12 protein-coding genes and 1 pseudogene are annotated in these 13,780 nt (G+C 67.7%); 5 read left to right on the forward strand and 8 right to left on the reverse strand.

Annotated features, from left to right (window positions below; genetic code table 11):
* Nucleotides 1-2 precede the first annotated feature (2 nt).
* Nucleotides 3-665, reverse strand: coding sequence for a PaaI family thioesterase (locus tag GII31_RS05110; RefSeq protein ID WP_213247386.1), 663 nt, complete (start codon nt 663-665; stop codon nt 3-5).
* Entirely contained in the window at nt 662-1,879 is a 1,218-nt protein-coding gene (locus tag GII31_RS05115) for an aromatic ring-hydroxylating oxygenase subunit alpha (protein ID WP_213247388.1), read from the reverse strand. The genes GII31_RS05110 and GII31_RS05115 overlap by 4 nt, the downstream gene beginning before the upstream one ends.
* A 298-nt stretch (nt 1,880-2,177) precedes the next feature.
* Here GII31_RS05115 and GII31_RS05120 point away from each other — a divergent pair, with 298 nt between their 5' ends.
* On the forward strand, nt 2,178-3,002 hold the full coding sequence (locus tag GII31_RS05120; RefSeq protein ID WP_213247391.1) for a mycofactocin-coupled SDR family oxidoreductase: 825 nt from the start codon (nt 2,178-2,180) through the stop codon (nt 3,000-3,002).
* 8 nt (nt 3,003-3,010) lie between these two features.
* Here GII31_RS05120 and GII31_RS05125 read toward each other — a convergent pair.
* Nucleotides 3,011-3,172 (reverse strand): annotated as a pseudogene (locus GII31_RS05125) (alpha-ketoglutarate-dependent dioxygenase AlkB); the annotation flags it as partial.
* Nucleotides 3,173-3,303: 131 nt separating this feature from the next.
* Complete coding sequence (locus GII31_RS05130; protein WP_213247393.1) at nt 3,304-4,506, reverse strand: pyridoxal phosphate-dependent aminotransferase; 1,203 nt, start codon at nt 4,504-4,506, stop codon at nt 3,304-3,306.
* A 39-nt stretch (nt 4,507-4,545) separates the two neighbouring features.
* Here GII31_RS05130 and GII31_RS05135 point away from each other — a divergent pair, with 39 nt between their 5' ends.
* Together GII31_RS05135 and GII31_RS05140 are read left to right on the forward strand one after the other, a co-directional pair.
* A complete protein-coding gene (locus GII31_RS05135; RefSeq protein WP_213247395.1) occupies nt 4,546-5,373 on the forward strand; it encodes an LppU/SCO3897 family protein in 828 nt (275 codons plus the stop codon).
* A gap of 8 nt (nt 5,374-5,381) precedes the next feature.
* The gene (locus GII31_RS05140) at nt 5,382-5,918 is read left to right on the forward strand and encodes a hypothetical protein (RefSeq protein WP_213247397.1); all 537 of its coding nucleotides are present in this window, start codon (nt 5,382-5,384) and stop codon (nt 5,916-5,918) included.
* Nucleotides 5,919-5,921: 3 nt separating this feature from the next.
* Here the strand turns inward: GII31_RS05140 and GII31_RS05145 are convergent, their stop codons facing one another.
* The 4 genes from GII31_RS05145 to GII31_RS05160 all read right to left on the reverse strand — a co-directional run bounded on the left by GII31_RS05145 (nt 5,922) and on the right by GII31_RS05160 (nt 13,021).
* Nucleotides 5,922-7,574, reverse strand: coding sequence for a DNA repair helicase XPB (locus GII31_RS05145; RefSeq protein WP_322973053.1), 1,653 nt, complete (start codon nt 7,572-7,574; stop codon nt 5,922-5,924).
* Between the two features lie 157 nt (nt 7,575-7,731).
* Nucleotides 7,732-8,928, reverse strand: a complete 1,197-nt coding sequence (locus GII31_RS05150; RefSeq protein ID WP_213247401.1) for an RtcB family protein — start codon at nt 8,926-8,928, stop codon at nt 7,732-7,734.
* A gap of 152 nt (nt 8,929-9,080) precedes the next feature.
* On the reverse strand, nt 9,081-10,466 hold the full coding sequence (locus GII31_RS05155) for a cation:proton antiporter (protein ID WP_213247403.1): 1,386 nt from the start codon (nt 10,464-10,466) through the stop codon (nt 9,081-9,083).
* A 212-nt stretch (nt 10,467-10,678) separates the two neighbouring features.
* Nucleotides 10,679-13,021, reverse strand: coding sequence for a helicase-associated domain-containing protein (locus GII31_RS05160; RefSeq protein ID WP_213247405.1), 2,343 nt, complete (start codon nt 13,019-13,021; stop codon nt 10,679-10,681).
* A gap of 43 nt (nt 13,022-13,064) precedes the next feature.
* On the opposite strand from GII31_RS05160, the gene GII31_RS05165 reads away from it, so the two are divergent.
* Both GII31_RS05165 and moaC read left to right on the forward strand, forming a co-directional pair.
* Entirely contained in the window at nt 13,065-13,271 is a 207-nt protein-coding gene (locus GII31_RS05165) for a hypothetical protein (protein ID WP_213247407.1), read from the forward strand.
* A gap of 28 nt (nt 13,272-13,299) precedes the next feature.
* The gene (gene moaC / locus GII31_RS05170) at nt 13,300-13,779 is read left to right on the forward strand and encodes a cyclic pyranopterin monophosphate synthase MoaC (RefSeq protein WP_213247409.1); all 480 of its coding nucleotides are present in this window, start codon (nt 13,300-13,302) and stop codon (nt 13,777-13,779) included.
* Nucleotide 13,780 lies beyond the last annotated feature (1 nt).

Genomic DNA, 13,780 nt, shown 5'->3' on the forward strand with positions numbered 1-13,780 from the left:
TGTCAGTTCCTTCTCTGCGGTTCGGGTGCGGTGCCGGGGGTGGTGAGCACCCACAGGCCGGTGGCCTCGGCGATCAGTGTCCGGTCGTCGGTGATGGTCGCCGCCAGATATCGCTTGCGGCCGTCCTGGCGGACGAATTCGGCGGTGGCGGTCAGCTTCCGGTAGAGGGGCGCCGGCGACCGGTAGTCGACGCTGAGATTGGCGGTGCGCGCCCACCCCAGGCCGAGTGAATTGCCCAGCCGGGACATGATCTCGTCGAAGATCATCGGGGTGACGCCCCCGTTGAGCGCGTAGCGTCCCGAATGGAACCGCTCGATGGTGAAGTGCCCGCGTGCGGTGGTGCCGGTGACCTCGTCGACGTGCAACGCCGGCGCCATCACCTGCCCCCGGCCCGGGCGGTCCCAGAGGCGGCCGCAGAGCTGGTCGTCCTCGGCCGTCTCATGCGATCGCAGTTGCCCGGCCACCTCGTGGAGCCGATGGGCAAGTGCCGCGGCGACTTCGGGCGGCGGATCGCACCGGGTGAACGCCTCCTGCAGCGCACTCACCGCGCCCGTGAGTGCGGCGAACTCGTCGTCGGATTCGGTGGTCGGGCCGAAGAGGTCAGTCCACGTCGGCGAGATGACCTCGGATATGGTCCGGCCCGCCCCGAGCGGAGCGATGCTCATCGCCCGACCAGCAGCGGTGCGCAGGCGGCGTCGGTCCTGCCCGACGGGGCCGGTCTGCCCGTCGCCGCCATCGCCGCAACATCGCGCGCCACCATGTTGTGAAAGACCTGACCCGGCAACTCGTTGCGGCCGTAGATCAGCGTGTCGACCTGGCCGTGGGCGGCATTGTCGGAGATGGTCTTGGTGACGAACCAATCCTCGGCGTGCAATGTCTCCATGAGGAGTTCCCAGTTCTTCTCCAGCACCCGTTCTTCGCGGGGTGTCGCCGGTTTGTGCGGGGACAGGAGCCGGATCGTGCAGTAGGACTTGTTCACGTCGTCGGGGTCGGGAACGATGGTCCATACCTCGAAGTGATTGGGTTCGGTCACCAGCATCGTGCCCGGGTACACGGTGTAGTTGGCCAGCGAATAGTCGCGCACATCATAGGAATCCGGGTCCGCGTCACGGACCTCGGTGATCGACTTGCGCGCCACCACCAGGCGCCACGAGCGATCGACCTGATCGAAGGTGGAGATGTTGCCCTGCAGGTAATGGCACACGGTCTTGGTGTGCAGTTGGCACAGGTGGTACGAATCCTGCACACCGTCGACGGCGATCTTCCAGTTCATGTCCAGGTGCCAGGTCTCCTGTCGTACCTGGTACGAGTGGCCCATCCCGGTGTCGGTGACCTCGGCGTCGTGCTTGGGTCCCAGGGCCGCGGCGATATCGATGTCCGCATCCGCGGTCGGGACCACCCACACTAGGCTATGCCTTGTCTCGCAAGGGAACTCGACTAGTCCGTAGTCGTTCTTGGGCATCCCGGTGAACCCTTCGGCGTGTGGGAATCCGCGCAGTCGTCCGTCCTTGCCGTACGACCACTTGTGATATGGGCAGGCGAAGCTGCGTTTGCAGCCGGATTCCTCGAACTCCACGCGCGCACCACGATGGCGGCAGACATTGGCGAACGCGCGAACACCGCCGTCGTCCTGCCTGACCACCAGCAGCGGGGTTCCCATCAGGTCGGTGGTGATGAAATCACCGCTGTCGGGCAGTTCGTCGAGGTGGGCGACGATGTGCGGGAACCGGCGGACCATCTCCGTCTCGGCCTTGCCCAGTTCGGGGTCGTTGAACGTGCTGAACGGCACCACCAGCAGATCGTCGGCGTAGTCGGTCGAGTTGTTGTCGACGTGGGCGATCAGTCGTCGGGTGAGCTGTATCTTCTCTTCTCGCTCCATGCCTGTGAGCCTGGCACATGAGACAATAAATGTCTACCGTCGCAGCGTGATCGACATCTCCCGGCAATCTGCTTGCCGATCGTAAACCGCATATTACCTGCGGTTATGTGTGTGCACTCGGGATGTTCCGGGGGCCTTCCGGCTGCGGAACCACTCCATAAATGAGTGAGCTACATCACCTCTAGGATGGTGTTCGTGGGTTCCAGTCCAGCCATATATCTACTACTGTTAGATTATTGCCGTGACTGTGATCACATCCTGATCGCGGTTCGAACAGCTACGAAAGAAGGGTTTCACCGTGGGACGTTTGTCGGACAAGGTCGTATTCATCACCGGAGTCGCTCGCGGGCAGGGCCGCTCGCATGCGGTGAGGTTCGCCGAAGAGGGCGCGCGGATCATCGGCATGGACATCTGCGAGCAGATCCCCACCGTCTTCTACCCGATGGCAACCCGCGAGGACCTCGCCGAGACCGAACGCCTCGTCAAGGAGGCCGGCGGCGAGATCGTCACCACGGTGGGCGATGTGCGCAGCCGTGAGGACATCACACGCGCCCTCGACGCGGGGCTCGAACAGTTCGGCCGGCTCGACACCGTCATCGCCAACGCGGGCATCATGCCCGTGATCAATCAGGGTGCCGAGGTTCAGGCCTGGACCGACGCCGTCGACGTGATGCTGACCGGTGTGTATCAGGTGCTCGACATCGCCGTGCCGAAACTGCTGGAGCAGGGTCAGGGCGGCAGCATCGTCATCACCAGCTCCGCTGCGGGCCATACGAGCATGGCGCTCAACACGCTGCCCGGTCAGGCCGGCTACGTCGCTGCCAAACACGGCGTCGTCGGTCTCATGCGGCTGTACGCGAACAAGCTCGCCAAGGACTACATCCGCGTCAACACGGTGCACCCGTCCGCGGTCAACACGCCGATGGTCGCCAACGCCGAATACGGCGAGTTCATCAACAGCCATCCCGAGGTGGCCAGCGATGAGGCCTTCAAGAACCCGATGCCCGTCGAGATGCTCGATGCCGTCGACATCAGCAACGCCATCGTGTTCCTGGCCTCCGATGAGGCGCGCTACATCACCGGCGTCACCCTGCCCGTCGACGCGGGCTACTACAACCGCTGATCCTCCGGTCACCACGGGCCGAGCGGGCGGAACTGGACGCTCATGCGGGGACCGGCACCGGGGGACTTGGGGACCGCGTGCTCCCAGGTGCGCTGGCAACTGCCGCCCATCACCAACAGGTCGCCCGAGGCGAGGGTGAACGTCAGCGAGGCTCCGCCGCCGGACAGTCGTCGGCGCACGAGGCCGTCCACCGGCGGGAGCGGACTGCCGGACCGCTCGCCCGTGGGGTCGTCGGCGAACAGCGATACCTGGATTCCGGCGGTCACGGGAGCAGTCTAGCCGATGCTGTCGAACGTGTGTACTAACTGATGTGTTGGGCAGGGCGCACCGCGCGCAGCCGGTCGGCGGCCTCGGTGATGACGTGTTCCTGTTTGGAGAAGGCGAACCGGACCAGGTGCCGCCAGGAGTCGTGATCGTCGACGAACGCGCTGACCGGAACGGCCGCCACGCCGATCGCGGCCGGGAGTTCGCGGCAGAACTGTGCGGCATCGTCGAATCCGAGGGGTCGGGGATCGGCGCAGATGAAGTAGGTCGCCTCGCTCCGGTGCACCCCGAAACCGGCCTCGCGCAGGGCCTCGGCGAGCAGGTCGCGTTGATGCCGCAGGCGTACGGCGGAGTCGGCCACCCACTCCATCTCGTGGTCGAGGGCGTGGGCGACGGCGGGCTGGAACGGCCCCGAACCCACGTAGCTCATGAACTGTTTGGCCGCCCGTGCCGCCGCCACCAACTCGGGTGGACCGCTGATCCAGCCCACCTTCCAGCCGGTGCAGTTGAATGTTTTGGCCGCACCGGATATCCGAAGGGTTCGTTCGCGCATGCCGGGGAAGGTCGCCAGCGGCCGGTGCGTGCGGCCGTCGAACAGCAGATGCTCGTACACCTCGTCGGTGACGGCCACGACGTCGTGTTCGACGCACAGTCGGGCGATCTCGCCGAGGTCATCGTCGGAGAGGACGGTGCCGGTCGGATTGTGCGGCGAATTCACCAGGATCAGTGCGGTGTCCGGGGTGAACGCCGTGCCGAGACGATCGCGATCGAGGCGAAAGCCGTCGCCGTCGGGTATCAGCGGTACGGTGCGCCGCACCCCGCCCGCCATCGCCACCGTGGCGGCGTACGAGTCGTAGTACGGCTCGATCATCACCACCTCGCGGCCCGGTTCCACCAGTCCGACGACGGCGCCCGCGATGGCCTCGGTGGCGCCGACGGTGATCAGGACCTCGGTGTCCGGGTTGTAGTCGAGGCCGTAGTGCTCGCGCTGGTGGCGGGCGACGGCCCGGCGCAGCTCCGGCACCCCGATGCCGGGCGGGTACTGGTTCCGGCCGCCGTTGATCGCCGTGACCGCCGCCGACAGCATCGACGCCGGTCCGTCGGTGTCCGGGAAACCCTGTCCCAGATTGATGGCGTTGTGTGCGACGGCCAGCGCCGACATCTCGGCGAAGACGGTGGCCCGGAACGGGACGAGACGGTCGACCAGATGTGCGCGGCCGGCCCGCGAGTCGGTGCTCATGATCCCCAGGCTAGTGGCCGGCCGGTAACATGAGCGCACGTGAGTACTCCACCGCCCGGCTACCCCGGACCGCACTATCCGTCGGGATACCCGCAGTCGGGTGCCTACCCCTCGGGGTCTTCCGGGGCGTTCGGGCAGCAACCGGGATTCGGGCAGCAACCGGCCTCTGGGCAGCAACCCGGATACGGTCAGCAGCCCGGGTACGGGCAGCAACCCGGATACGGGCAGGGCTACCCGTTCGGGCAGCCGCAGCAACCCGCGTACGGGCAGGGTCCGGGATTCGGCCCCTATCCCGGACCGCAACCGCCGGCCAAGAAGTCGCGGACCGGGTTGTGGATTCTGCTAGGTGTCGTGGTGGTGCTCGGCGGTGCGATCCTCGGCGGGCTGGTGGTGGTCGGATCCACGGGCAAGGTCCGCGACTCCACCGACGTCGCGATCGGTGACTGCCTGCGTGTCAGTGAGGCCGGCTCCGCCGTCAAGGCCAACGAAGTAGAGTGTGACACAACCGATTTTCATTTCACGGTGGTCAGCAAGACGCAGGACCGGGCCGCCTGTGGCGACTACTCGCAGCTGTGGTTCACCAGACGGGCCGACGACGCGTCCGGACAGGTGTTGTGCCTGGCACCGATCATGCGGGAGGGCAACTGCTACCAGTTCCCGACCATCGAGACCGACACCGCACTGGCCGATTTCGATGATGCCGCGTGCGGCTCGTCCCCGACGGTGACCGGTGCCCGCGTCCTGCGCGTGGAGACCAAGGTGCCCTCGCAACCGACCTGCGAATCCGGACAGGTGCCGCTCTATCTGGCAAAGCCGACACCCGCGGGATACTGTTTGGCCGAAGTGACCGACGAGTGGCAGAGCTAGGACAGGGAATGCGGAAAAATACGGTGCTGATAAGGGCTTCGGTGGGGTGCGCGGCACTCGCCGCGGTGGGGTTCGTGGCGGCGTGCGGCGGCGGTGGCGACGACCGGGTCGGCAAGGCCACCGACGCGACGATCGGTGAGTGCATCACGATCTCCGGCGGCGGTGACAAGGAGACCAAGGTCGACGTCGACAAGGCCTCGTGCGACCCGGGCGACAGGCTCACCTTCTACGCGGCCTCGGTCATCAAAGAGGGCGAGAAGTGCGCCAACGAGAACTACTCGACCCTCACCTTCGACGACAAGTCCAAACTCTGCATCACGCCCAACTTCGTGGCGGGTGAGTGCTACCAGATCCCGATGGGCAGCGGCATCCTCGCCGACTACCAGAAGGTCGCGTGCGCGGCCGCACCCAAGGAGGGATCGGCGATCTTCAAGGCCACCACCCGCACCGACGGTGAGCCCACCTGCGAGGGAACCCAACTGGCGATCAGCTACGAGATCCCCATCAAGGTCGGCTACTGCCTGCTCAAGCAGGGGCAGGCGTAGGCCTCACCCGATGGCGGGGCCGAGCAGGTCGTCGGCATCGGTGATGCGGTAGGCGTAGCCCTGTTCGGCGAGGAAACGCTGGCGGTGGGCGGCGTAGTCGGCGTCGAGGGTGTCGCGGGAGACCACCGAGTAGAAGTGCGCCTGCCCGCCGTCCTTCTTGGGGCGCAGCAGCCGGCCGAGCCGCTGCGCCTCCTCCTGGCGGGAGCCGAAGGTTCCCGAGACCTGCACCGCCACCGACGCCTCGGGCAGGTCGATGGAGAAGTTGGCGACCTTCGAGACGACCAGCGTCGAGATCTCGCCGGAGCGGAACCTGTCGAACAGGGCCTCGCGTTCCTTGTTGCGGGTGGAGCCCTGCACGACGGGGGCGCCGAGTTCGTGGCCGAGCTCTTCGAGCTGGTCGATGTAGGCGCCGATGATCAGCGTCTGTGACCCCGGATGCCGGGCGAGGATCGCCTTGACGACGTTCACCTTGGAGTGGGCGGTCGAGCAGAGCTTGTACTTGGTGTCGTTCTCGGCGACCGCGTACTGCAGGCGTTCCTCGTCGGTGAGGGTCACGCGCACCTCGACGCAGTCGGCTGGTGCGATCCAGCCCTGGGCCTCGATGTCCTTCCACGGCGCGTCGTAGCGCTTGGGGCCGATGAGGCTGAACACGTCACCCTCACGGCCGTCCTCACGTACCAGGGTGGCGGTCAGTCCGAGGCGCCGCCGCGACTGGAGATCGGCGGTCATCCGGAACACCGGAGCGGGCAGCAGGTGCACCTCGTCGTAGATGATCAGGCCCCAGTCGCGGGAGTCGAACAGATCGAGATTCTTGTACTCGCCCTTCGATTTGCGGGTCATCACCTGGTAGGTGGCGATGGTGACCGGCCGGATCTCCTTGCGCTCGCCGGAGTATTCGCCGATCTCGTCCTCGGTGAGAGATGTGCGCGCCACGAGTTCGCGCTTCCACTGCCGGCCGGCGACGGTGTTGGTGACCAGGATCAATGTCGTGGCGCCTGCCTTGGCCATCGCCGCCGCACCCACCATCGTCTTGCCGGCGCCGCACGGCAGCACCACCACGCCGGAGCCGCCCGCCCAGAACGAATCGGCGGCCAGCTCCTGGTAGTCGCGCAGATGCCAGTCGCTCTGGTCCAGGGTGATGGCGTGCGCCTCACCGTCGACATACCCGGCGAGGTCCTCGGCGGGCCAGCCGATCTTGAGCAGCACCTGCTTGAGCCGCCCGCGTTCGGAAGGGTGCACGATGACGGTGTCCTCGTCGATCTGCGCGCCCAGCATCGGGGAGACCTTCTTGTTGCGCATCACCTCGAGCAACACCGCGCGATCCAGGCTCACCAGCGTCAGGCCGTGTGCGGGATTCTTGACCAACTGCAGCCGTCCGAACCGGCCCATGGTGTCGATGACGTCCATCAGCAGCGGCTGCGGCACCGCGTACCGTGAATACTTGACCAGCGCGTCGACGACCTGTTCGGCGTCGTGACCGGCCGCCCGCGCGTTCCACAACGCGAGCGGAGTCACCCGGTAGGTGTGCACATGTTCGGGTGCGCGTTCGAGTTCGGCGAACGGGGCGATCGCCGCCCGCGCCGCACCCGCGTCGGGGTGATCCACCTCGAGCAGCAGTGTCTTGTCGGATTGCACGATCAGGGGTCCATCGGTCACCCGATCCATTGTCCAGATCGGCCGGCTACCCGGCCACCGGGGGCGTGCGCTCCGCTGTCAGGGTTACCTGGCCGGTGCGGTGTCCATGAAACGCTGGGCGTCGCAACGCCGGACCCACCTCGCGTCCGCCGTGTCCGGTGGACGCGAGGTGGGTGTCTCAGCCCTTCACACACACCACCTGACGCAGGTGCGCGACAACCTCGACGAGGTCGGTCTGGGCGGCGATGACCTCGTCGATGTCCTTGTAGGCCGCCGGTATCTCGTCGACGACACCGGGGTCCTTGCGGGACTCCACGCCCCGGGTCTGGGCGATCAGGTCGTCGGCGGTGAACAGCTTGCGTGCCTTGGACCGGCTCATCCTCCGGCCCGCACCGTGCGATGCGGAGAAGAACGACTGTTCGCTGCCCAGGCCCCGCACCACGTACGACCCGGTACCCATCGACCCGGGGATCAGTCCCAGATCGCCCGCACCCGCCCGGATGGCGCCCTTGCGGGTCACCAGCAGTTCCAGGCCGTCGATCGTCTCGGTCGCCACATAGTTGTGGTGGCAACTGATCGGATCATCGAAACGTACCGTGCGGGTGGGGAAGCCGGCGCGTACCGCGTTGCAGACCAGGGTCAGCATCACCTGCCGGTTGCGGGCGGCGTACTCCTGCGCCCAGTCGAGGTCGTGCCGATAGGCGTCCATCTCCGGTGTCCCGGTGAGGAACACCGCCAGATCCCGGTCCGGCAGCGCGGCGTTGTGCGGCAGCTTCGCGGCGATCGACATATGCCGTTCGGCCAGTTCCTTGCCGATGTTGCGCGACCCGGAATGCAGCATGATCCACACCGCGTCCTCGTCATCGAGGCACACCTCGATGAAGTGATTGCCGCCGCCGAGGGTGCCGAGTTGCTTTCCGGCTCGCATATCGAGTTGCCGCACACCGTGATGGAGGTCGGTGAAGCGGCCCCAGAAGGCATCCCAGCCGCGGCCGACGCGCAGGGTTCGCACGTTCACCGGCCGCTCGTGGGAGCGGAAACCGACCGGCACGACGGCCTCGATCGCCGACCGGATGCCCGACAGGTCGTCGGGCAGATCGGCGGCGGTGAGATCGGTGCGCACCGCCGACATTCCGCAGCCGATGTCGACACCGACGGCCGCCGGGCACACGGCATCGCGCATCGCGATCACCGAACCGACGGTCGCGCCCTTGCCGACGTGGACATCGGGCATCACCCTAACCCCGTGGACCCATGGCAGATTCGACACGCGGCGGAGCTGATTGCGGGCATCGTGCTCGATCGACTCCTCGTCCGCCCAGAGCAGGGTGGACGCGGCGGCGCCGGACAGGGGGACCGGAAAGGTGGTACTCATCGTTCTTCCTGGCGTGATGTGTGCGCCGCACTGTTGTGCGGCGTGCTCACGCTACGTGAACGATGTGGGTATCGTCGCCGTATTTTTCGCGTACCCGCCGCGTCCCCGCGCATGTGCGGCGCATCCTCGCGGTGGGTACGAACACCGCCGGCCTATCGGTGTGCCGACGGAAGATTCGTCGCTGCCGTGTCGGTGTGGGGTGACTCGGGGCGGTCGCCGCCGGTGTGGTCGGCAGGTGCGATCGGCGGCGAGCCCGGAGGGGCGGCGACGCGAGTCCGGGTGGCGGCGACGCGCTCGGCCTCCTCGCGTTCGGGGGTGTAGTACCGGCGGTAGATGGGCATCGCCATCGCGGTGGTGAGCACGGCGACCACCACCAGGACGGAGAACAGCCGCTGCTCGATGACCCCGAGGCTCAGCCCGATGTTGATGAAGATCAAGATCATCAGTCCGCGCGCATTCATCAGCGCGCTCAACGCCGTCGACTGTCCCCAGCTCCAGCCGTAGGCGCGGGCCACGCCCATCGAGGCGATGGTCTTGGAACCGAACGCGACGACCAGCATCAGCGCCAGCACCAGCAGAACACTGCCCGACAACGTGGTGAGGTCGGTGTTGAGGCCGGAGTAGGCGAAGAACACCGGCAGCATCAGGCAGCGCACGGTTTGCAGCAGCCGGTCCTTGAGCAGGTCGGCGAAGCCGGGCACCGACGGTAGGGTCATGCCCACCACGAAACCGCCGAACACCGAGTAGATCCCGATGTAGTCGGTGAACCAGCCCGCGCCGAGCACGGTCAGCAGAAGCGCGCCGAACAGGCCGTCGCTGATCTCGTTGTCGGCGACGGCACGTTCCATCACCTTGCGGAAGATCAGCGGCAGCGCCCAGTAGCAGACAAGTGCGAAGGCGATTGCCGGGAGAACCGTCTCGATCACGCCCGATGCCGAGCCCTTGGTGGCGATACCGCTCAGTACGGCGAGCAGGCACCAGGCCAGGGCGTCGTCGATCGCCGCCGCCCTGGTGGCGACACCGCCGAACCTGGTGTGCATCATCCGCTGCTGCTGCAGAATGCGGGCGAGCATCGGGAACGCCGTCACCGTCAGTGAACCGCCGACGAACAGGATGAACACCCAGAAGCCGACATCGTCGGGTTTGTACTCGCCGGCGATGATCGCCGCCGCACCCGCGCCGACCATCAGCGGGATGATGATTCCGGCGAGCGCCACCGCGATCGGGAAGGTGGCCTCCTTGCGGGATTCGGGCTCGTGTTCATGCTCGACGCCGACCACGAACATGTACAGGCTCAGGCCGACCATCGCGATGACGAAGAGCACCTCTTTGACCTCGGCGGTGAACAGATGCTCACCGGCGGCGGGCCACACCCAGCCGAGCAGGCTGGGCCCGAGAATCACACCGGCGGCCATCTCGCCGACCACCGCGGGCTGTCCGATCTTGGGCGCCAACCAGCCCAGGACCTGCGCGGCCAGGATGATCACGAACCAGGCGGCCCCGACGTCGAGCAGGAGATCGAAAGTGGGCCCGGTCATCGCGTCGACCCGGAGGAGTAGGAGCGGTGGGGCGCGGCGAACATGATGATGCTCCTGGAATCGACGAAATTTTGCTAGGCTAGCCTAGCCTAGCCCAGTGATCGGGCCGTGAGTGCTCGCGAGTCGGGACAATCGCCGATATGGGTCGTGATGTGCATCACGCCCGCGAATATCCACCGGGAATATCCACCGGGAATATCCACCGGAGCGCACTACGGATCGAGCAACTCCACGCTGGTCATCCGGTGCAACCAGAACTGCCTCCGCTCACCCGGACCGGCGCCGTCGCCACCGGATTCCTCGGCGAGCAACTGCCCCGCGTTGAGCGCCTTCGGGAACAGCACATGGTTGCTCGCCGAACCGTTCCCGTCGACATAGCCGACGAGCAGCCTCCGATCGGCGCGCAGGGCGAGCTGGATGAGCGCGGTGGCCGACTCGCCGCCGTCGGTGGCGCGCACGGGCCGGCCGTCGGCACCACCGGATGCCGCCCGCCCTGCCCGGTCGCCGGCCCGCAGCCGGCTGATCACCTTGTGCAATTGGTCCTCGGTGGGTGCGGACCTGCGCGTCGGCGCCTGCCGCGACCGGCGGGACGCGCCGACCCGGCTGCCGACCTCCCGCAAGTCGACCAGCGTGCCCGACGAATCCTCGCCGGCCGGGGCGAACCCGGCGTCGCGCAGCGCCTCGATGACGTCCCTGACCTCGGCATGGGCCACCGCGACCGTCGGGGCCAGCGCACGCAACGCGAGCCGGCCGGCGACATCGCTGCGCAACACCGCCGCCAGCGTCGCCGGATCCTCGCACCGTACGAACGACGACGCCACGCCCACCCGCAGCCGGCCGTGCCGGCGGGCCACATCCTCGATCAGGTAGGTCAGCGACTGCGGGATCGGGGTACGGGAATGGGTGGTGAGCATGGTGATCAGTTCACTGCTGCTGCGGCCGGTGTCGAGGGCGCGGCGCACACTCGCCTCGGTGATCCGGTACACCGACGCCGCCCCACCGGATTCCAGTTCGGCGACGAGCTCGACCTGTTCGGCGAGTTCCGGGGTCATCGGCCCGGGCACCATCAGTGTCAGATCGGCCTGGGTGAGGAAGTGGTCGACGGGCTCGGGCAGCGCCTTGTGCATCGCCGCGACGAGGGTCGCCTCGTCCGCCGGTCGATCGGGGGCCAGCGCGGCGCGGCCGACCGCGGTCACGCAGCCGTGCGCCACCAGGCCCACCTCTCGCGCCTCACGCAGTGTTTCGGACACCACCCGATGGGTCAGTCGCCGCATCTGCCGCGGGTACGACCACACCAGCACCTCGCACAACCCCGCCACGTCCCACGCCCGGGCCGGTCCGGCCAGCGCCAGGGTCTCCAGGACGATGCGGCGCTGGGCGGGTGCGTACGCGTCGAACAATTCGGCCGACAATGCCGCCTGCGCAGTGCCGTCCCGGTCGGGAGTACCGATCTGCCACGGCCGCCGGGGCATGTCCAGCCACGCCGAGACCAGCACCGACCACTGCCGGTCCGGTCCCTGATGCAGCCAGGCGTCGGCCGAACCGGTGGGCGCGAAATACTGCTCGCCGGTGTCGCCTGACGGCGGCGGATCGGGCAGGCCCGCGTCGATCAGCCGGGCGTGCGAGAGCAGTTCGACGATCAGCCCGAGCCGCCGCACGTCGAGTTCGGCGGCCTTGGCGACGCGCCGCAGCTCCCGCACGCCCAGGGCGCCCGAGCGCAGGATCGCCGCCGGGGTGGCACCGAGAACCCGTAGGACCGCGGTGGTGTGCCGGAGCAGTTCGATCGCCTCACCACCCGCGGCTGCCTCCACATCGGCGGAGGAGAAGCGCGAGTTGGCGGCAGTGGGCGTCGGGCGGCGCAGGTCGTCGGCGCGGATGGGTGCCTCACCGCGCAGCAACTGTCCCACCATCGGCGGCAGTTCGACGGTCTGCTCGTCGACCCGGGCCAGTAGGCCGAGCGCGATGAGCCGGGGGATGGGCCGCGCCGGGTCGGCGTCGTCGGCGGCGTCGCGGGTCCGGCCCAGCGCCGGGCCCCGCGAGAGGGTGCCGAGCAGCTCGGACTGGCTCTCGTCGACGCTGTCGAGGAGCCCACGGATGTCGTCGACGGAACGTCCGGCGAGCGGCCCGGTCAGCTGACGTGCCTTCCACGGCAGCGCCGAGGGGGTGTGCGCGCCGATCATCAATCGTTTCGGGCCGCCCCACAACAGCGCCCGGCGGTGCAGCATGTCGATCCGCTCCAGGACGTCTGTACGGTCGGCCCGCCTGCCCAGCGCCTTGACCACCGCGGTCGCGGCGACCGGCGACACGGCGCGGGCGCCGGTGGTGGGAGTGGCCAGCGCGATGATCTGTTCGAGCACCGCCACCGCCAGGACGTCGAGATCCTCGCCGGCGAGGGTGATCGAGGCGGCCGACAGCGCACGCTGTCCGAGCACCCCCGAACCCTGCGGCGGGGGCGCCGCCAGATCCGGCCGGGCCACGAACAGTGCGACGAGCTCGTCGTCGGATCGGGTGGCCAGATCCTCGGCCAGACCGATGTGCTGATCGTCGGCACTCATTCGGCCGATTCTACTGACACGGCCTCGGGGGGCTCATGGCAGAATGACCGTTGTGGCTCAGAACAAGCATGGCAAGAAGCAGTACATCGACAACGGCTGGCCGATCGACGACGAGGGCGGCCACCAGCACGCCGTCTCCGAGTTTGCCGCGAGCGTGCCCGGCGCGCTCTCACCGTTCGGCGATGTGACGTTCCCGCTGCCCGCGGAAGAACTGTCGTTCGTGCAGTCGCACACCGTCGTCAACAGCTGACCCGGCGACGGTGAACGACCCCGGGCACATGCCCCGCCTGTCACATATCGACGGGTCGGGTACCGCCCGCATGGTCGACGTCGGCGACAAGGCGACAACGCGCCGGCGCGCGGTGGCCGGTGGCACGTTCCGCACCACCGCGGAGGTCATCTCCCTGCTCGTCGACGGCGAACTGCCCAAAGGCGATGTGCTGGCGACGGCCCGGATCGCCGGGATCATGGCCGCCAAGCGCACCGACTCGCTGATTCCGTTGTGCCATCAGCTGTCCCTGTCGTCCGTCGACGTCGAGTTCACCATCGACACCGACTGCATCGCGGTTACCGCGACGGTGTCGACGTCGGGGCAGACGGGGGTGGAGATGGAGGCGCTGACCGCGGTGGCGGTCGCCGGACTCACCCTGCACGACATGGTCAAAGCGGTCGACCGATCCGCCCGGATGGACAACATTCGGCTTGTGTCGAAAACGGGGGGCAAGTCGGGGGACTGGTTCCGCGACGGCTCCTTGTAGG

This window comes from Gordonia pseudamarae (genome assembly GCF_025273675.1).
GTDB classification, from domain to species: Bacteria; Actinomycetota; Actinomycetes; order Mycobacteriales; family Mycobacteriaceae; genus Gordonia; species Gordonia pseudamarae.

Coding starts and splice junctions, on each gene's coding strand:
- GII31_RS05165 (WP_213247407.1), top strand. CDS start 13,065: ATGACCGTTGTGGCTCAGAACAAGCATGGCAAGAAGCAGTACATCGAC.
- GII31_RS05140 (WP_213247397.1), top strand. CDS start 5,382: ATGCGGAAAAATACGGTGCTGATAAGGGCTTCGGTGGGGTGCGCGGCA.
- moaC (WP_213247409.1), top strand. CDS start 13,300: ATGCCCCGCCTGTCACATATCGACGGGTCGGGTACCGCCCGCATGGTC.
- GII31_RS05130 (WP_213247393.1), bottom strand. CDS start 4,506: ATGAGCACCGACTCGCGGGCCGGCCGCGCACATCTGGTCGACCGTCTC.
- GII31_RS05110 (WP_213247386.1), bottom strand. CDS start 665: ATGAGCATCGCTCCGCTCGGGGCGGGCCGGACCATATCCGAGGTCATC.
- GII31_RS05115 (WP_213247388.1), bottom strand. CDS start 1,879: ATGGAGCGAGAAGAGAAGATACAGCTCACCCGACGACTGATCGCCCAC.
- GII31_RS05160 (WP_213247405.1), bottom strand. CDS start 13,021: ATGAGTGCCGACGATCAGCACATCGGTCTGGCCGAGGATCTGGCCACC.
- GII31_RS05155 (WP_213247403.1), bottom strand. CDS start 10,466: ATGACCGGGCCCACTTTCGATCTCCTGCTCGACGTCGGGGCCGCCTGG.
- GII31_RS05150 (WP_213247401.1), bottom strand. CDS start 8,928: ATGAGTACCACCTTTCCGGTCCCCCTGTCCGGCGCCGCCGCGTCCACC.